This window comes from Celeribacter sp. SCSIO 80838 (assembly GCF_056498065.1).
This window is the reverse complement of the sequence record NZ_JAZKMA010000001.1, coordinates 3,257,759-3,275,242: the sequence shown is the minus strand read 5'-3', so window position 1 is coordinate 3,275,242 and position 17,484 is coordinate 3,257,759. Positions and strand designations below refer to the sequence as shown.

Here is a 17,484-nt window from a genome sequence, read left to right as displayed (position 1 = left end):
CACATTCAGGGACTGCGAGATTTAAAGGATATAGCTATGTCTGCTCCTTCGGCCCTGAAACGCGATATGATCGACAGCATCGGCAACACGCCCCTCATCCGGCTGAAAGGCCCGTCGGAGGCCACGGGCTGCGAGATTTACGGCAAGGCGGAGTTCATGAACCCCGGCCAGTCGGTCAAGGACCGCGCGGCCCTGTTCATCATTCAGGACGCTTTGAAGAGCGGCGCGCTGAAACCCGGCGGTACGATTGTCGAGGGCACGGCGGGCAACACCGGCATCGGTCTGGCGCTCGTGGGCTCGGCTCTGGGCTTTCGCACGGTGATCGTGATCCCCGAGACGCAGTCGCAGGAAAAGAAAGACATGATCCGTCTCGCGGGCGCGGAGCTGGTTCAGGTCCCGGCTGCACCCTATTCCAATCCGAACAATTACGTCCGCTATTCCGAACGTCTGGCCGCTAAACTTGCACAGACCGAACCGAACGGCGTGATCTGGGCCAATCAGTTCGACAATACGGCGAACCGTCAGGCGCATATCGAAACCACCGGGCCGGAGATCTGGGAGCAAACCGGCGGCAAGGTCGACGGGTTCATTTGCTCGGTCGGTTCCGGCGGGACGTTTGCTGGCACCGGCATGGCGCTTCAGCCCAAGGGCGTGAAAATCGGCCTCGCCGATCCGATGGGCGCCGCGCTCTATAGCTACTACACCACGGGCGAGCTGAAATCGTCCGGTGGCTCGATCACCGAAGGCATCGGGCAGGGGCGGATCACCGCCAATCTCGAAGGCTTTACCCCGGATTTCGCCTATCAAATCCCCGACGAGGAAGCGCTTCCGGTGGTGTTCGATCTTCTGGAGCACGAGGGGCTTTGCGTCGGCGGCTCGTCCGGCATCAACGTTGCGGGCGCAATGCGCATGGCGCGCGAGATGGGACCGGGGCACACCATCGTCACCGTGCTCTGCGACTACGGCACGCGCTATCAGTCCAAGCTTTTCAACCCCGAGTTCCTCAAGGAAAAACAACTTCCTGTGCCCGAATGGCTAGACCGTGGACCGCGCGTTCTGCCTGACGTATATGAAGGGGTATGATCGCACAGTTTCTGACCCGTCTTCTCCTGATCCTCTGTCTCGCGCTGCCGCTTGGAGCCAGCGCGCAGGACAGTTCGTCGCCGGATTACACCAAATGGGACAAGGCCGCGAGCGCGGCCGAGACCAAGATCGGGGATGGCGATACGAGCAGCGCCGATCTTGAGCAATTGCGCGACGATCTGGTGATCTGGCGCGAAAGCTTTCTGGCGGCGGAGGACTCCAACGGCACCCGGATCGACACGCTCAAGGCCCAGATCGAGGCCCTGGGCGCGGCGCCTGCCGAGGGGGAAACCGAAAGCGCGGAGATCGCCCAGCGGCGCAAGGAACTGAACAAGCAACTCGAAGCGGCGCAAGCGCCGGTGAAAACCGCCGAGGAGGCCTATACCCGGGCCAACGGGCTGATTTCCGAGATCGATCAGGTGCTGACTGAGCGGCAGGCCGATGTGCTGATGCAGCGTGCGCAGAGCCCGCTCAACCCGACGCTTTGGCCGACGGCGGTAAAGGCGCTGGGGCAATCCGCGGTGACGGCCTGGACCACGGTGTCGGAGGCGGCCCGCTCGGAGAGCGGTCAGCAGACCCTGCGCAGCAATACGGCGCCCATTGTCTTTTACCTTGTGATCGCGCTGGTGCTGGTGGCGCGGGGGCGGTTGTGGTCGGAACGGCTGACCGATTGGGTGCGCAAACGCGTCTCGGGCGATGCGGGCAAGGGCGTCACCGGATTTCTCGCCTCGATCGGTCAGATCGTGGTGCCGCTCGCCGGCCTGATCGCGATCACGCTTGCCGCGGGGGCGTCCGGGCTTCTGGGGCCGCGTGGCATCATCGTGTTCGGCTCCATTCCGCAAATCGGTCTGGCCTATTTCTTCTGGCGCTGGATCGCCGGGCGGCTGTTCTATCCGACGGGGGCGGGAGAGCCGATTCTCGATCTCGGTGCGGTGCGACGCGCCGAGGCGACGACTATGGGGACGCTCGCGGGCATCATGGCGGTGCTCAACGATGCGCTCATCCAGCTTGCCGATATCGACGATTACAGCGAATCGACGCTGGCGGTTCTGACCTTTCCGCTGGTCGCGATCGCCTGTCTGGCGCTTATCCGGCTGGCCCGTATCCTGACCCCGGGCGATGCGCGCAGTGAGGAGGACAAGAGTGAGGCGGAGACGGAGCACGGCTTTGCCCAGCTCATCCTGCGGATCATCGCGCGGGTGGTGTTTCTGGCCGCAGTCGTGGCGCTTTTGCTGGCGGCGGCAGGGTATATGAATGCGAGCAAGGGGATTGTGTTTCCGCTGTTGCGCTCCATCGGTCTTCTGGGCTTTGTCGCGATCCTCTCGCGTCTGGGCTACGATCTTTATGCGCTTGTGACCCGTCAGCCGAACGGTGCGAAGGACGCGCTTGTGCCGGTGCTTTTGTCCTTCCTGATCGTGCTCGCTTCATTGCCGATCTTCGCGCTTCTTTGGGGAATGCGGGAGGATCAGCTCTGGGAGTTTTGGGCGCGGTTGCGCGAGGGGATCAGCTTCGGCGGCGTGACCATCTCGCCGACCAATTTCATCACCCTTGTGGTGGTCTTCGTGATCGGCATGGGGTTGACGCGGCTGTTGAAAACGGCGCTCACCACGGCGGTTTTGCCGAAGACGAAGATCGACAAGGGCGGCCAGAACGCGATTGTCTCGGGCGCGGGCTATGTCGGTGTGGTGCTCTCGGCCATCATGGCGATCGTTGCCGCCGGGATCGATCTCTCGGCTCTGGCGATTGTCGCAGGCGCCCTGTCGGTCGGGATCGGTTTCGGCCTTCAGAACATCGTGCAGAACTTTGTCTCCGGCATCATCCTTTTGATCGAGCGGCCCATCTCTGAGGGCGACTGGATCGACCTCGGCAATGGCTCGATGGGGATCGTCAAGGACATTTCCGTGCGCTCGACGCGGGTTGAGACCTTTGACAAGACCGACCTGATCGTGCCCAATGCCGATCTGATTTCCAATCAGGTGACGAACTACACGCGCGGCAACCAGATCGGGCGGGTCATCATCCCGGTGGGCGTTGCCTATGGCACGGACACGCGCAGGGTGGCGGCCATTTTGCAGGAAATCATCGAAGACCAGCCGATGGTGACGGTCAATCCCAAGCCGCAGGTGTTGTTTCTGAATTTCGGGGCCGATGCGCTCGAATTCGAGATCCGGGCGATCCTGCGGGATGTCACCTATATGATGGTGGTGAAAAACGACGTCAACCATGCGATTGCCAAGCGGTTCGGCGAAGAGGGGATCGAGATTCCCTTTGCCCAACGCGACATCTGGCTGCGCAACCCGGAGGCGTTGCAAGTGGCTCGTAACCCGGCAGAGGCAGAGGCGGCGCCGGTCGTTGTGCCGGAGACAGCGCTGCTCGAACCGACGGATCTGGAACCCGATGAGGGGGACGGGGAAGGTGACGGGGAGACCGCATGACGGAGCCTTTGTTTCGCAAGGACGCCTATCTTCAGGAGAGTTACGGCACGGTGACGGGCCATACGCCCGAGGGGGGCGTGATTCTCGACCGGACCATCTTTTACGCCACAGGCGGCGGCCAGCCCGGCGACAGTGGCTGGCTCGATTGGGCGGGCAGGACTTTGCCGATTGCGACGGCGATCAAAGGCGAGGGGGCGGAGATCATTCTTGTGCCCTCTGAACCCGCTGCGCTGCCACCGATTGGCGCGGACGTGACACAGAGGCTCGACTGGATGCGCCGCCACCGGCACATGCGGGTTCATACGGCGCTGCATCTTCTGTCCGTGGTGATCCCTTTGCCGGTCACGGGCGGCTCCATCGGATCGGAGAAGGGGCGTCTGGATTTCAAGATGGACGAACCGCCCGCCGACAAACAGGCGCTGGAAGAGGCGCTCAACGCGCTGATCGAGCGCGATCTGGTGGTCTCGGACGACTGGATCAGCGATGAGGAATTGCTGGCCAACCCGGCGATCGTCAAGACCATGTCGGTGATGTCACCGACCGGGCAGGGCCGGGTGCGGCTTGTCAGGATCGGGCAGGGGGCGGATCAGGTCGATCTGCAACCCTGCGGCGGCACGCATGTGGCGCGCACCTCGGAAATCGGGCGCATCCGGTTCGGCAAGATCGAGAAAAAGGGCCGGGACAACCGGCGTGTGACGATTCTGCTCGATTGAGCGAGGGGCAGTTCCGGACTTTGTGTGTGGTTTTTCGCGTGGCCAGGCCAAGGAAAAAAGGCCTTCCGAAGCGCGCGTCAAAAAACATTCATTTTCTGTCATTCCGGGGGTTGCATCCCCCTTAGCACCTCCACTATAGACGGCCTCGGACAGGTGGCCGAGTGGTCGAAGGCGCACGCCTGGAAAGTGTGTAGGCGGGGAACCGTCTCGAGGGTTCGAATCCCTTCCTGTCCGCCATTACCCTTTGAAATTATTGAATAATTTGAGTTTGATGGTGGGATGCCCGCCAACAAACCCGCCATATAATTTGCGCTTGGCTGCAATCAGTTGCGACGGCTTGCCCGTCTGGTTTTGCGCGATTCTGCCGAATTGGCTTTGCCTGAATTGCGAATGCTTGAATTGAGCGGGGCGTCGCCTCCTGCCTCTGCCTTCTGCGCCCCCAGCTTGCAGGTGCTATACCGAAGCAGCATACCCTAAACCGGCCTAAGCGATTGAAATTAGTGTTTGGGGTGCCATAATACCCTCGGTTGCGCGAAGGCTTGGAGGTCAGGATGGCACGCCCTAAAAGGTCCGTTTCAGCCGCAGACAGGCTTGCAGCGCGAAGCTGTGACCCTCTCGGGTGGATGATCCGCGAATTTCAGGAAAACCCATCTTGGGAGCGCGCGCTCGATTTGCTGCCTTACCAATGCCCGAAGCTAAAGGCCGTGGAGGTCCGAGCCGAAGTCGTGCAGCAGCAAGTTGACCTAAAGTTGACCACGACAGACCCGGGAGAGGCGGCGGCGGCATATGCTCGGATGATCGGGGGAACCTGAGGGGGGCGCCGCTATTCTCGCTATTCCTGCTATTTTTTGGGGGCAGAATAGCGAAAATAGCGGGAATAGCAGGGGGCTTAATTGTCGCCCACGGTTTTCACGATCCCATAGGCTCCGTTGCGCCGCGATCCGCGAATGATCGTCCCGGCTCCTAGCTTCACTAAGTGCCCCGCCTTTACTAGCATGTCGAGCGGCCCTGTAAGAGCTTTGCGTTCTCGCAGGGAGTTAGGCCCGTACCTTAAAATTTCGCTCGGCAAAATTTCATCGTGAGGCCAGCTTTCCAAGAGCCACTTGCGCAAGCGTTCGGCCTTCTGGGTTTCCTCAGAAACCAGACCGGCCTCGGCAAGCCTTTTGGTCTCGGAGAGATAGAATTGAGCCAAGGTGACGCCCCAGCCCATGGCCTCCGGTGTCACCTCCGGCGCGTTCAGGTCGCCCCAGAGCGTTAGAACCCCGGCAATGCGGGCGGCTTGCTCAGTTTGACCAGCCACTGAACTTTCATCCAGCTACGATTTGAGCCCGGTTGATATTTACGCCATCCGGCGCGGGTTGAGCAATCGCCCGACGCGCGGAGCTTTCATCTCGCGCAGCGGGGCGGGCGATTGCGGTGGTCAGTGTCTGCGCGTAGTCAGCCGGGGTCTGGTAATCCAAAGCTGAATGCGGGCGTTCGGTGTTGTAGTCGGTGGCCCAGGTCGAGATCACGACGCGGGCATGAGCCAGGTTGCGGAACATGGTCTCATTGAGCAGCTCGTCGCGCATCCGCCCGTTGAAGCTCTCCACGAAACCATTCTGCATCGGTTTGCCGGGTGCGATGTAGTGCCATTCGATCCGGTGCTCGGAACACCACCGCAGGATGGCGTTAGAGGTCAGTTCCGTGCCGTTGTCGCTCACAATCATTCCGGGTTTTCCACGGCGTTCGATTAGGGCCGAGAGTTCACGGGCAACACGCCGCCCCGAGATGGAGGTATCCGGGATCGCGGCGAGACACTCACGGGTGACGTCGTCGACCACGTTGAACACCCGGAAGCGCTGTCCATTCGCGAATTGGTCGTGAACGAAATCCAGCGACCAGCGCGCATTGGGGCGGACCTCGACCAGGATCGGGGCCCGTGTTCCCACGGCTTTGCGCCGTGCCCGCCGCTTGCGCACTGTCAGTCCCTCCTCGCGGTAGAGCCGATAGATCCGATTGATGCCGGAAGGCTCGCCCTCGCGGCGCAACAGCACGAAGAGCCGCCGGTAGCCGAACCGACGTCGCTCATTGGCCAACTCGCGCAGCCTGCCACGTAGCACAGTGTCAGGCACACGCTGCGATCGGTAGCGAACCATCTTGCGATCGGCTCCGGCTATCCGGCACGCCCGCCGTTCCGACAGCCCGAACCGGGCCTTCAGATGCGCGACCGCCTCGCGCTTCACGGCAGGCGTCACCACTTTTTTGAAACCAGCTCTTTCATCGCGGCGAGGTCCAGCATCTGCTCGGCAAGCAGCTTCTTCAACTTCGCGTTCTCATCTTCGAGCGCTTTCAGCCGCTTGGCCTCCGACACTGTCATGCCGCCGAACTTGGCTTTCCAGTTATAGAAAGTGCCCTCCGACATGCCGTGCTTGCGGCACAGGTCTGCGCACTTCGCCCCTGCCTCATGCTCCGTCAGGATACCGATGATCTGTTCGTCCGTAAATCTCGTTCGTTTCATTGTCCGTCCTCATGTTGGGTCGGACTCTAATCGATGGTGGAGGAAAAATCCCGTGGCAGGTCAGGCCTCAAGCGGATCTGTAACCTTCGACACCTATCGTTCCTAAGTGGTACCACACTCTCCATTTTCCCCTTGAGTTCAGCCTTCACGAAACTAAGGTTGCCCTAATAGATTCATAGTCCAGTGGTTTCCCGCATGTCATTCTTCTCGCAAACCTCCCGCATGGGTCGCCTGACCACCGCGCTTGGAGAGGACGTTCTGGTCCTGATGCGCTTTGAAGGCGAGGAGCGGGTCAACGGGCTGTTCACCTACCACGTCGACTGTCTCGCTAGCGCCGATGATATTGATTTCGATGCGCTTTTGGGCACTCACGCCACTGTCACGCTGCGCACCCATGACGGTTCGGACAAGCCTTTCGATGGCATCATTTCCGAAGCGCGCTGGATGGGCGCGGGCGAGAATGGGCATCGTTATCGCCTGACGCTCAAGCCGTGGTTCTGGCTCGCCTCTTTGCGCCGCAACCAGCGGATTTTCCACAATAAAACCGTGGTCGACATCCTCACCGAGCTCCTCGGCGCCTATGCCTCGGCGGGCAAGATGGAGACCCGGCTGACGCGCGATTACCCGGAGCTCGAATACACCGTTCAGTATCGCGAGAGTGACATGGATTTTGCGGCGCGCCTTATGGAGCGACACGGGATTTCCTATCATTTTGAACAGGATAGCGGCTCGCACCTGATGGTTCTGACTGACATTGTCGAGAGCCACGCGACCATCGGCGAGCGCCCGTTCAAGCCCTATGACGGCCACCACCAGGAGGAAATCGAGCACTTCTGGGAGTGGCGACCGGCGCGGCGGATCACGACGGGGGCTGTGCGGCTGACGGATTACAATTTCAAGACGCCGACCGCGGCGATGGAAACCAATTCTTCATCTTCTTCGCGCTATGCTCAGGGTCAGATCGAAAGCTTTGACTGGCCGGGGGATTACCTCGATCAGAGCCGTGGCGATGTGGTCGCGCGGCTGCGGTCGGAGGGCGAGACCGGCCAGGACCGGCGCTTTGAGGCGCAGGGCGATATTCCTGCGCTTGGCGCGGGGCTGCGGGTGACGCTTGGCGGCGAGCCTCTGCCGGGAACGGGGGAGGACTATCTGTGCCTCGTGGCGCATCACAGCTACACGTCGGACAATTACGGCTCCGGCGGCGAGGTCGGCGACGGCTATGCCTACACCGGGCGCTATGTTTTGCTGCCCGCCGACGCGCCTCTGGTGCCGGAGCTGAAGACCGCGCGCGCCGATGTGAAAGGGCCTCAGACCGCGGTGGTCGTGGGCGACGGCGAGATCGACTGCGACGAATACGGGCGCATTCTGGTGCAGTTCCACTGGGACCTCGACGCGGCCTATTCGATGCGCTGCCGTGTGTCGCAGAGCTGGGCGGGCAACGGCTGGGGCGGCATGGTGATCCCTCGGATTGGAATGGAGGTTGTGGTCGAGTTTTTGGACGGCGACCCGGACAAACCGCTGGTCACCGGGTGTGTGTATAACGGCAAGAATGCGGTGCCTTATGAGCTGCCGGAACATAAGACGCGCAGCACGTTCCGGACGGATACGCATGAGGGCGAAGGGTTCAACGAGCTTCGGTTTGAGGACAAAAGGGGGGAGGAGGAAGTGTTCCTTCATGCTCAGAAGGATATGAACATTCAGGTGCTCAACGACCGCTCCAAACGGGTCGAGGTCGACCAGAGCGAGGTTGTGGGACAGGATAAGTCGATCCAGGTCGGGGGCGATCATTCGGAAGTGATTTCCGGAAACATGTCGATTGCCGTCGGCAGCAACCCCTTGTCGCGTGCCCTGATGAACAAGACGCAGGTGTTGTTCTCGAAATTGGGCGATGTGATGGAAAAAATCAAAATTCCAGATGTGCTCAATTTCGGAAAGGGCAACTTCCAGATGTTCGTGGAAAAGAACAAATCCGAAGTGGTTAATGTCGCGTCCTCCGAAATCGTGGGTGTGGCCAAGTCCATCGTCGTCGGGCAGGCGTTTCAGACAACTGTTGGCAAATCCATGAGCACGCTGGTGCGCGGGCGTTGGGAATCGGATGTGGGACAGGTACAGGTGCTGCGCGTGGGCGATCAAATCACCATAAAGGTGGGGGAAAATTCCACTCTGACCATGTCCAAGGAGGGAGATATCGTCCTCAAGGGCAAGCATATCAAACTCGACGCTGACAAGATCGATTTCAACTGAGGGCGCGGGGCGGATGGCGCAGGATACCCCTCTTTTCGGCCCTCGGGTGCTCAAGCCGGAAAATGTTCCGGACGGGCTGCCGTCGCTCATGGATATGCTCAGCTCGGACATGCGTCTGCAGAGCAAGTTTCCCTTTGAAGGCACGCAAAGCGCCGAAGGGTGGCACCCTCCGATGGCGTTGCCATTCTTCGAACCCGCAGGAGACGCGGGTATCTGTGTCGCCACGGATTTCGCGCTGGCTTCCCCGGCCAATGTCACCGTGCCAGAGGCGCCCGATCCGGCGCCCGCTGAGGAGGAAAAGATCTGGGATTTCTCGGGCGGGGAGGTGTCGCGCGGCACAAAGGATCTGGGGGTGCGGAGCGGATCGCAAAGGGGCGTGCGCGAGTATCTCGCCTCCGGCTACACCCGCAGGAATCCCGACGGCACAGACTGGTCGGACAATGATTTCGCCGGCAAGTGGCGCGATGCGGAATTCACCGTGGCTCAGGCCGAGGCGAGCAAGGATTTCTTCGACGTCTCGGTCGCAGACGGCAGCTTCGGCGAAGAGGGCGATTTCTTTTCCGGTTCGGGCCGCGTTCTGGGCGCGGACAGCGATGCCTCCGCCAGTTTCGAGTTGGGCAATGACGGTTTCAAAGCGGGCGCCGGTGCACAAGTCAGCGGCTCCTTCCTCGAGGGCAAGATCGAGAGCGACGACAGCGGTCTTGTGGCGGGCGATGTGAGCGGATCGGTCGTTTCGGGCGATGCCAAGGGCGATGTCGAACTGGTGCTCTCTCCCGAACAGGCCACGCTCAAAGGCGAGCTTGGGGCGGAGGTGAACCTCGTGGAAATCGGCGCAGGGGGCGATATCTACATTACCCCGCGACGTGTCGCCAACCCTCTGATCGCGCTTTATAATAGCTGGGCCGAAGACGATTTCGAAGAGCTTTCGGAAAGCTGGGACATCGGTATTATGGTCGGCGGCGAGGTCAGCGGCCAGATCGGTGCGCAGGCCGGTGTCGACGGGGAGGTCGGCTATGAGAAAGGCCGTGCGACCGCCGAAGCCGGAGCGAAGATCGGGCTGGGACTCGGGGCGTCCGTGAAGGCGCGCGCGGGGCTTGTGGGGCTCGACAAGATCTGGAACGGGATCAAAAGCGGGTGGAATGCGATTTGGAACGACTGATGACAGGAGCGGGGCGCGATGCGATGGACTCGAATGCGATGGAATATGGCGTGGGCGGCGCTTTTGGTCGGCGCGCTGATGAGCGTTGCGGGGGCCAGCATGGCTGATACGCAGAATACCGGGGCGGAAACGGGCAGGGCTGAAGGGGAGGGCGCTGCTGCGCAAAAATTTTCCCGTTTGAGCGAAACCAAGGGCCTCACCGCTTTCGATCTCGACGGCGAGGCGCTCGACTTCAGCACATGGGTGCCCGAGCGCTTCCTTTGGAGCGAAGCCCAGGATGTGCCCGTCGAATTTGCGCCCGCCGCGCTGTTTTCCTCCTTCGAACAGGTCCGCATCGGCTATGATCCGCTCGAACGCGATCGCTATGAGGTGCGCCTTTACCGGGCCACGCTCTATCCCGATCGGGTTGCGCTCGCGGTCAGCTACGCGCGCCTGCTCGCGCGGGTCTGGTCTTCCACCGATTTCGGCATAAGCGCGCCCGATCCGATGTTCGGCGAGGTGCTTGGCGGCACCGATGCGAGCGGTGCGATGATGGTCAACCGGATTTCCGTCTGGCGTCGCGGGGAGGAGCTTTTGATCCTGCGCCAGCGCTTCGAGGCTGAACGGTTCGAAAACTACGCCGAAGACATGGCGAAAATGGTCGGTAGCCTCAGATTCAAGACCGCCCTCGACACGCCTCTGGTCGGGGATGACGCGCCGGTCCGCGCCCTTGCGACACGCTCGGGGGCGCCCTGGATCGCGCGTTTCCCCGTGCATTGGCAGGAGATCGACGCACCGCTGGATTTGGGCGCGAAGGGTGTGTTCTCATTCTGGCGCGACACGGCGGATGCCAAGGGCAATCTGGCCGCGATGATCGCGTCAGTGCCCGCCCCCGCCGATCTTCCGAACGGTCCGCCCGGCGATGCGTCCTTTAACGATCTGGCCGATACGGCGGCAGCGATGGCGCATATGGCGCTCGGCCAACTGGCGCCCGATCAGCCCTTTACACTGGCGCCCGTGGAGGTCAGCCGCATCGGCGATCTCGCGCAGACGACCGCCTTCAACGCGCTCTACACCTTTCGCGTCGAACTGGGAGAGGCCAAGGCTCTGGTGAAACTCGACGTGATGCTGGCCTATGGTAAGGACGGGCAGCTTTTGTCTTTCGTCACCGTGGCGCCCGCAGGCACCGATCTTTATCTGGAGGGCACCTCGATGCATGGGTCTTATGTCCAGAAAATCCTGCTCGAAACCCTGACGGCCTATTTTGGCGCCGTACAAGCGCAGTAGGCCGGGGTGGATGGAGCGGCACATGGACCGGATCGGATCGTTTCACCTGCGCTGTGTGATCAGTGTTGCTCCGAATGGCGCCGTGGGGCTTGCTGATACCAACGCGCGGGTTCTTCTGGCCGGCAGCCTGTCGCCCTCGGACGTGGGGCGTCTGGCGGTCTGTCAGGACCTGAATGACGGGGACGCGCCGGTGACGGTGGTGCTTGGGCTCGTCGAGGAGGCCGTGCGGGACACCGACGCTCCGACGGTCATTTCGGCGGGAGAAAGCTCCATTGCGCTCTATCCGGACGGCCATATCCGTCTCCGGGGCGAACAGGTGACGGTCGACAGCGCCGGAGCGCTCAGGCTTCTGGCCGGAAGGATAGATCTGAACTGAATGTGGACGCTGACGAACCATACCCCCTTTCCGGCGGAGACCGGCGCCTATCGGACCCCCGACAATGCGGGCTTCTGGGGGCTTTGGCTGGTGGCGGGGTTCTCCCTCAGGGACGGAGCCTTGCCGCTTTTCGACCCCGAACAGCGTCCGATCACCCCCTCTTTCGTCTTCGCCGAGGGGGACGTGCTCGCGCGCGATGCCGATCTCACGCCGCCGCGTCCGCGTGTTGATCTCATTGTCCGCGCTCATGCCCATCAGCCCGCCGCGCGCATGCCGGACGCCGAGGAGCGCCGCCCGCGCGCGCTGGGTCTGCGGATCGGGAACTGGAGTAAGTTTCTCGAAGTGCATCCGCCGCTCTGCTACCAGCGCAATCTGACGTTCGGTTTCGGCGGTTCCGGCATCCGTGTGCGAGCCGACCCGGACACGCCGCCCGCTTTGCTCTGTCTTGACGGGGCGCATGGATACGGCGGGCCGGGGCATCCGCTCAATCCACTCGGGCGGGGCTTTCGCAATGTGTCGGAAGATCCCAAGGCGAGCCCACCCGTGGTCTATATCGCCGGACAGACCCCGGCAAGGGAGGGTGCGACAGAGGGCGCAGGGACGGCGCCCGCGCAACTCGGTCCGATTTCCCCGCTCTGGGAGGCGCGCCGCGCGCTTGGCGGCACCTATGATGCCAACTGGGAACGCCGCCGTGCACCGCTTTTTCCCGAGGATATGTCGGCGGACTACTGGCAATCGGCGCCGCCCGATCAGCGCCTGTCACGCGATCTTTTCGCGCCGGGCGCCGCGCTGGAAGCAGGCGGTTTCGCCACCACCGGCCCCTTCGATGCGCCGGGGGTCTATCCGCTTCCGCTGCTTTCTCTGCGGTGCGACACCAAACTCTCGGGCCGTTGGCTGCCCGCCGAGGCACGGCTCCAGCGCGTCGAGGTGGATCTCGACACGATGCAGGTTCATGTGCTCTACCACGCGGCCTGGCCGCTCGCGCGGGCCGACGAGGATGTGGCCGTGAGCGAAACCGTGGTCGAACTGGACCACGCGCAGGGCTTCCGCGTTCCGGCCGGGGCGGCGGGGCTGTTCCACAAATCTCCATCCCTCATTCGAGAGGTTTGATCCATGGGTGTGACGATTGCGGTCAATGGTTTGACCATCTCTCACAAAGGCTCGGGCGGCAGCCATATGAACTCCGCCCCCGATGTGTGCAAAACGCCGGGAAAAGGCGACCCTGTGCCGTATTCGATCAAAGCGGACAACGGCAGCCTCGTCAAAGGCACCAAAACGGTCAAGGCCGACGGTGGACAGATGATTGCCACGAGCCCCTCGGAATTTGCCTCCTGCACGGGCGATGGCGGCGGCTCCATGGGCGGGGTGGCCTCGGGCACATTTCTCAAACAGTCGAACTGGATCACCTATTCTCCCAACGTCTACGCCGAAGGCAACAACATCTGCCGTCTCAGCGACAAGCTTTTCATGAACAACCGCAACACGATCTGCGGCAACTCGGGCCAGCGCGAGGCGGGGCTCGGCTCGGGCGATCCGGTGATGGATGCGCTGTGCAAGATTTTTTGCGAGGCGCGGGAGGAATGGCAGAAATGCCGCGGTAAACCGGGCTGCAAACGGCCCTCCATCCTTGCCCGCGACAAGGTCAACGCCGCCCTCGACAGCGCGGGATCGCCGCTGCGCCGTGCGCTCGGAAATTCTATCGGGGCGGCGGAGCGCACCCTTTATGCGGCGGGGGACAAAGCGCTCGATCTGGGGCGCAAATTCTACACCCAGAGCGGTTTGCGCGAGGCGATGAAACGGGCGGTCACACGCGCGATCGGCCGGGCAGGGGTGAACCGTCTCAAGTCGATGGGCAAACGGTTCTGGCTTCGGGCCGTGCCGTTTTTGGGCCAGATTGCCACGGGGCTCGATGTGGCAATGACGGCGATGGATGTCTACAATATCATCGACGGGGCGGTGGATATGCTCGACAACGCGCTACGGATTCAGCCCGATTTCGCCACGCTCGATGCGGACGGTGCGGTCAAGGATATTTACGATTTCAAATTCGATGCGCCGGGGTATCAGGATGAGATGTCACCGGATCAGCGCCGTCTTTATGAACAGGTGACGGATGGCAAGGTGATTGAGGTCGACAATGCCACATGCGGCTGTGATCGGGGACGCGGCGCCTCGGTGCCGATGGGCTAGTCGGTCGCAGAAAAGACAAGAGGAAAGCATGGATATACTCGAAGCACGTGGCACGCCCACGGCCTATCAGGTGGCGTTTCCCGCACTGCGCTTTTGTGTTTGGACAGAAGGCGGGTTCGACCAGCCGGACTGCGGCGCGGCGGCCTTGGCGGTTTTCGACGCGGTGATGGAGAACCTGGGCGGGGAGATCGGCTATCTGACGCTGATCAAACCGACGGCAGGCAAATGGGTTCGTCTGACCCGGGCCACGCCCAAAAAACGCGCGGAAGCGCGGGCCGCCGTTGCGGCGGGGATGCCCGCACATCGCTACCTCGAAGCGTCCGCCGAAAGGACAGGGGGCGTCGGGAGGCAGACGGGCCTGCCTGCACTCTCCCTGTCCCATCTTCCCGGCGGGCCGGGGTTCATCGGGCTCGATATGCCCTTCGAACATCCTGCCGCGATGGGATTGATCGCGCGTTTGCATCAGATCATGGACGGGGTGCCACTTGTTGCCGGGGTCTGTGGTTACGGGTTTGCCATGGCACCGGGGGATTTCGGCCAGTACAAACTTCCGCCTGCCCATCTGCGCTTTCGCACCGCGCTCATGGCGCCGATGGAGCTGTTGTCGCGGGAGGTGCGCTATGACGCGCCCTTTGTGCAGATGCGCCGCCTCTCTCAGCGCCGTGATGCCAAAGGAGCGACCATTCCCGAGGCGGAGCTGTTCGATTATCAAACCGGGCTGCCCGACATCGGCTGGCGGACGTACCTCGGGGCGGATCTCTGCGCCCGTGCCGATGCCCAGGAGGGGCTGGAGACAAAACTGGCCGCGCTGGTTGCGCAGGGAGGTGCGGTGGAAGAGCGGGCGGGGCACCGCGTTGTGACCGCCAGCCCTGCGCCGGTCTGGGGCGATTTGAACGCGGGCGAACCGATCGCGGGCTATATCGCCGCGCGGGCCTATCTTGAGCCGACGCTGGCCTCCCGGTCGATCCGCCTCATGTCGGCACCGGGCCATGACACATCCGATAAGGATCGCATGCGCGAGGCCGAGGCCTATGTCGACCGTTTCAAGGAGGAGGGCGCATGATGGACCGCGCCGACGTTTTTGCTGGGCGCCTGCATATTGCGTCCCAGATCCCGCAGGCGCTGCGAAGCATCGAGATCCGTGGCCTCTTCACCCCCGAAGCTCTGACCGAGGGGCGGGCGCTGACGATCCTCGACGCGCTCGAATGGCCCGTCAGCATGCTCGGGGGGCTGTTCGGCGCGGGCTTTGCCTCCCTCGGCGCTCCCTCCCCCGTCACGGCTACGCTTTCGCAGGAGGGCGATGCATTCAGGGTACGGATCGAGGGCGGCCCGCTGCATCCTTTCGCGCTTTGGTGCGTGCTGCGCCTTTTGGCCAGTGCTGCGACCCTTCCGCCCGGTGCATTCGAGCGGCTTGTCGATCTCATGGAGGGCGATGAAGAGGCCGCGCGTGAGGCCTTTTCTCCCCGTTTCATCACCGATTACGAGGCCCTGAGCTGTCTTGTGACGGGGGAGGGCGCGCTGGTCGATTTCGATGCGGCGCTTATGCCCGCCACAGCGCCCTTGCTGGCGGGCGCAGCGCGGCTCATGGATCAGTTCGGAAACCATACCGGTGCGGGGCGCGAGGCCGGAAAAGAGCGGCTCTTGTTCGATCTTCCGCGCGCCGCAGAGCTCACGCCCGCGCTTGAGGACGGGTTTCTTGCGCTCCAGAGTCTCGGCGTGTTTGCCGATGGCCCGCCCGCCGGATTTGCCGAGGCCGATCCCGAGCTGGTCTTGCAAACCCCGCAGCGTCTTGTGGTGACGGGCTGGGAAGAGAGCGCGCTCGGCCCCGTCGCTTTGATCGCCGCGCTGTGTGGCGGCGATCTCGATGGGGTGGGACTGCGCGATGCGGATTGAGACGGGGCCTTTGGCTCTGACGGCGTGCGGCGTGTCGACCGTCTTTGGTGAGACGCGCGCGGCCACCGCGGCGAAACTGGCGGAGGGACGGCCAGCCTACCGACGGCTGCGCAGCTTTCTGGATGACACCTATGCGCCGCAACTCGCTGCTTTTGCAGGCGAACCCGAGGCAGGAGCGCAAGCGCTTCTCCGGACACGGCGGCTGGCCTTCGCAGCGCTTGACGACCTCCTGTCCTCTGCGCCGGGCGCCTTCGATGCGCGAGGGGCCTCTGTCGCGATCCTCTTGCCCGCGGTTGCTCCAGAGGAAGGTCTTTCTGAGGAAGCGATCAGTGCGCTAGCGGCTGAGATAATGGCCGATGTGAACGCCCGCAGCGGACACACTGCGCTCCAAGTGACCGTCCATGCGACAGGAGCGACGGGGCTCGCCGAGGCGCTCCACGATCATTCCTGGTCGCTCTCTCAGGGGCGGCCGCTTCTGGTGCTCGGTGGGGAAAGTTTTGCCTGTCGCACGAGGCTTGCCGCGCGGGCGGCCAAAGGGCGCCTCTTTAGCGCAAAACAGCCCTATAGTGCTGTGCCGGGCGAGGCCGGGGTGGCGCTCATGCTCGATCCTGGGCCTCACCATGCGCCCGTTGCGTATATCACCGGAACCGCGCACGAATTCGAGCCCATCGGCGCGCTCGAGGACGGCCACAGCACCTATGCTGCCCAGAGCGAGGCGGCGTACCAGGCACTCGAGCCTTCGGGCCAGGACGCAATCGTCGATCACATCTGTACCGATTGGACAAATGGGCGCTATCGGGCCTCCGAGCTTGCGCATTGTTACCTGCGGCTCAAAGGGTGCATTTCACCGGAGTGCCGCTATAGCCATTTAGCACTGACTTTCGGGGATACAGGCGTCGTCATGCTCGCTCTCGCCGTTGTGCAAGCAATTGCTCTGCCGGGGAAGCATCTGTTGTTGGCCGGGGATGACCGGACGAAGGCGCGTGTTGCGATGACGCTGACGGTTTCTGATGCGCCAGCATAACATGCTGCCTTTCTAACGGTGCGTTTGGATCAAGCTCGGTTTCCTTCGTTCTTGTGGATCATTGTCTCTTATCCGTGGCACGTTTCTCTTCGCAGTCTAGTTGATGCCTTCGGGCATAGCGGCACGCATGTATCGGATTGATAGCGGAGAGCCTTGCTAAGGCATCGCGCGAGAAGCCTGAATGGGGGGGGCGGCCGGACTAATTTGTGTTTCATCCTTTTCAGGAAGATTGAGCATGTCAGCACCATTGCCGAAAGCGCTTCAAGTGTGGTTTCAGAGATTGATTGAGGAAGGCAGTTAGATTTGTCCCACCGAACGTCAGTGGGTGGCAACGGATACTTTTCCCCTCCCTTTTCCCCTCCCTTTTCCCCTTGAGTTCAGCCTTCACGAAACTAAGGTTGCCCTAATACATTCATAGTTCACTGGTTTTCCCACATGTCTTTTTTTTCGCAAACCTCCCGCATGGGGCGTCTTACCACAGCACTCGGCAAGGACGTTCTGGTTCTGATGCGGTTCGAGGGGTGAGGTGGTCCCAGTTTTCTGGACAGCTTGGCAGCGTTTCTGACGTGTAACCGGTTTAAGTTTTACTTCGTTGCCCTTCGGG

14 protein-coding genes and 1 tRNA gene are annotated in these 17,484 nt (G+C 62.2%); 13 read left to right on the top strand and 2 right to left on the bottom strand.

Features of this window, described 5'->3' with window-relative positions; genetic code table 11:
- The first annotated feature begins 36 nt into the window (after positions 1–36).
- The 4 genes from V1475_RS16330 to V1475_RS16315 all read left to right on the top strand — a co-directional run bounded on the left by V1475_RS16330 (position 37) and on the right by V1475_RS16315 (position 4,468).
- Complete coding sequence (locus V1475_RS16330; protein ID WP_479413607.1) at positions 37–1,083, top strand: cysteine synthase A; 1,047 nt, start codon at positions 37–39, stop codon at positions 1,081–1,083.
- Positions 1,080–3,518 (top strand): DUF3772 domain-containing protein, encoded by a 2,439-nt coding sequence (locus V1475_RS16325; RefSeq protein ID WP_479413606.1) that lies wholly within the window; start codon positions 1,080–1,082, stop codon positions 3,516–3,518. The genes V1475_RS16330 and V1475_RS16325 overlap by 4 nt, the downstream gene beginning before the upstream one ends.
- Entirely contained in the window at positions 3,515–4,231 is a 717-nt protein-coding gene (locus tag V1475_RS16320) for an alanyl-tRNA editing protein (protein WP_479413605.1), read from the top strand. Before V1475_RS16325 ends, V1475_RS16320 begins: the two co-directional genes overlap by 4 nt.
- 147 nt (positions 4,232–4,378) lie before the next feature.
- A tRNA-Ser gene (locus V1475_RS16315) sits at positions 4,379–4,468 on the top strand.
- A gap of 652 nt (positions 4,469–5,120) precedes the next feature.
- Here V1475_RS16315 and V1475_RS16310 read toward each other — a convergent pair.
- Complete coding sequence (locus V1475_RS16310; protein ID WP_479413604.1) at positions 5,121–5,531, bottom strand: hypothetical protein; 411 nt, start codon at positions 5,529–5,531, stop codon at positions 5,121–5,123.
- A gap of 7 nt (positions 5,532–5,538) precedes the next feature.
- Positions 5,539–6,728 (bottom strand): IS3 family transposase gene (locus V1475_RS16305; RefSeq protein WP_479413147.1). Its coding sequence is split into 2 segments (ribosomal slippage): positions 5,539–6,476 and positions 6,476–6,728, totalling 1,191 coding nucleotides; the frame shifts between segments, so codons are not numbered across the junction.
- Between the two features lie 195 nt (positions 6,729–6,923).
- Between V1475_RS16305 and V1475_RS16300 the strand changes: the two genes are divergently transcribed.
- The 9 genes from V1475_RS16300 to V1475_RS16260 are packed head-to-tail and all read left to right on the top strand — an operon-like array spanning position 6,924 to position 16,880.
- Positions 6,924–8,972 (top strand): type VI secretion system Vgr family protein, encoded by a 2,049-nt coding sequence (locus V1475_RS16300; protein WP_479413603.1) that lies wholly within the window; start codon positions 6,924–6,926, stop codon positions 8,970–8,972.
- 13 nt (positions 8,973–8,985) lie between these two features.
- On the top strand, positions 8,986–10,131 hold the full coding sequence (locus V1475_RS16295; RefSeq protein ID WP_479413602.1) for a hypothetical protein: 1,146 nt from the start codon (positions 8,986–8,988) through the stop codon (positions 10,129–10,131).
- Positions 10,132–10,164: 33 nt separating this feature from the next.
- Complete coding sequence (locus V1475_RS16290; RefSeq protein WP_479413601.1) at positions 10,165–11,397, top strand: hypothetical protein; 1,233 nt, start codon at positions 10,165–10,167, stop codon at positions 11,395–11,397.
- Positions 11,398–11,419: 22 nt separating this feature from the next.
- On the top strand, positions 11,420–11,773 hold the full coding sequence (locus V1475_RS16285; protein ID WP_479413600.1) for a hypothetical protein: 354 nt from the start codon (positions 11,420–11,422) through the stop codon (positions 11,771–11,773).
- Entirely contained in the window at positions 11,774–12,883 is a 1,110-nt protein-coding gene (locus V1475_RS16280; RefSeq protein ID WP_479413599.1) for a DUF2169 domain-containing protein, read from the top strand.
- Positions 12,884–12,886: 3 nt separating this feature from the next.
- Positions 12,887–13,963 carry a DUF4150 domain-containing protein gene (locus V1475_RS16275; RefSeq protein WP_066705318.1) on the top strand — a complete coding sequence of 359 codons (1,077 nt, stop codon included), beginning with the start codon at positions 12,887–12,889 and terminating at the stop codon, positions 13,961–13,963.
- 28 nt (positions 13,964–13,991) lie between these two features.
- A complete protein-coding gene (locus tag V1475_RS16270) occupies positions 13,992–15,026 on the top strand; it encodes a hypothetical protein (protein ID WP_479413598.1) in 1,035 nt (344 codons plus the stop codon).
- On the top strand, positions 15,023–15,856 hold the full coding sequence (locus V1475_RS16265) for a hypothetical protein (protein ID WP_479413597.1): 834 nt from the start codon (positions 15,023–15,025) through the stop codon (positions 15,854–15,856). Before V1475_RS16270 ends, V1475_RS16265 begins: the two co-directional genes overlap by 4 nt.
- Entirely contained in the window at positions 15,846–16,880 is a 1,035-nt protein-coding gene (locus tag V1475_RS16260; RefSeq protein ID WP_479413596.1) for a hypothetical protein, read from the top strand. The genes V1475_RS16265 and V1475_RS16260 overlap by 11 nt, the downstream gene beginning before the upstream one ends.
- Positions 16,881–17,484 lie beyond the last annotated feature (604 nt).

Bases quoted from the DNA above. Each gene is read 5' to 3' on its own strand.
- V1475_RS16290 (WP_479413601.1), top strand. From the start codon at position 10,165: ATGCGATGGAATATGGCGTGGGCGGCGCTTTTGGTCGGCGCGCTGATG.
- V1475_RS16265 (WP_479413597.1), top strand. From the start codon at position 15,023: ATGATGGACCGCGCCGACGTTTTTGCTGGGCGCCTGCATATTGCGTCC.
- V1475_RS16330 (WP_479413607.1), top strand. From the start codon at position 37: ATGTCTGCTCCTTCGGCCCTGAAACGCGATATGATCGACAGCATCGGC.
- V1475_RS16280 (WP_479413599.1), top strand. From the start codon at position 11,774: ATGTGGACGCTGACGAACCATACCCCCTTTCCGGCGGAGACCGGCGCC.
- V1475_RS16260 (WP_479413596.1), top strand. From the start codon at position 15,846: ATGCGGATTGAGACGGGGCCTTTGGCTCTGACGGCGTGCGGCGTGTCG.
- V1475_RS16275 (WP_066705318.1), top strand. From the start codon at position 12,887: ATGGGTGTGACGATTGCGGTCAATGGTTTGACCATCTCTCACAAAGGC.
- V1475_RS16300 (WP_479413603.1), top strand. From the start codon at position 6,924: ATGTCATTCTTCTCGCAAACCTCCCGCATGGGTCGCCTGACCACCGCG.
- V1475_RS16295 (WP_479413602.1), top strand. From the start codon at position 8,986: ATGGCGCAGGATACCCCTCTTTTCGGCCCTCGGGTGCTCAAGCCGGAA.
- V1475_RS16325 (WP_479413606.1), top strand. From the start codon at position 1,080: ATGATCGCACAGTTTCTGACCCGTCTTCTCCTGATCCTCTGTCTCGCG.
- V1475_RS16270 (WP_479413598.1), top strand. From the start codon at position 13,992: ATGGATATACTCGAAGCACGTGGCACGCCCACGGCCTATCAGGTGGCG.
- V1475_RS16285 (WP_479413600.1), top strand. From the start codon at position 11,420: ATGGACCGGATCGGATCGTTTCACCTGCGCTGTGTGATCAGTGTTGCT.
- V1475_RS16320 (WP_479413605.1), top strand. From the start codon at position 3,515: ATGACGGAGCCTTTGTTTCGCAAGGACGCCTATCTTCAGGAGAGTTAC.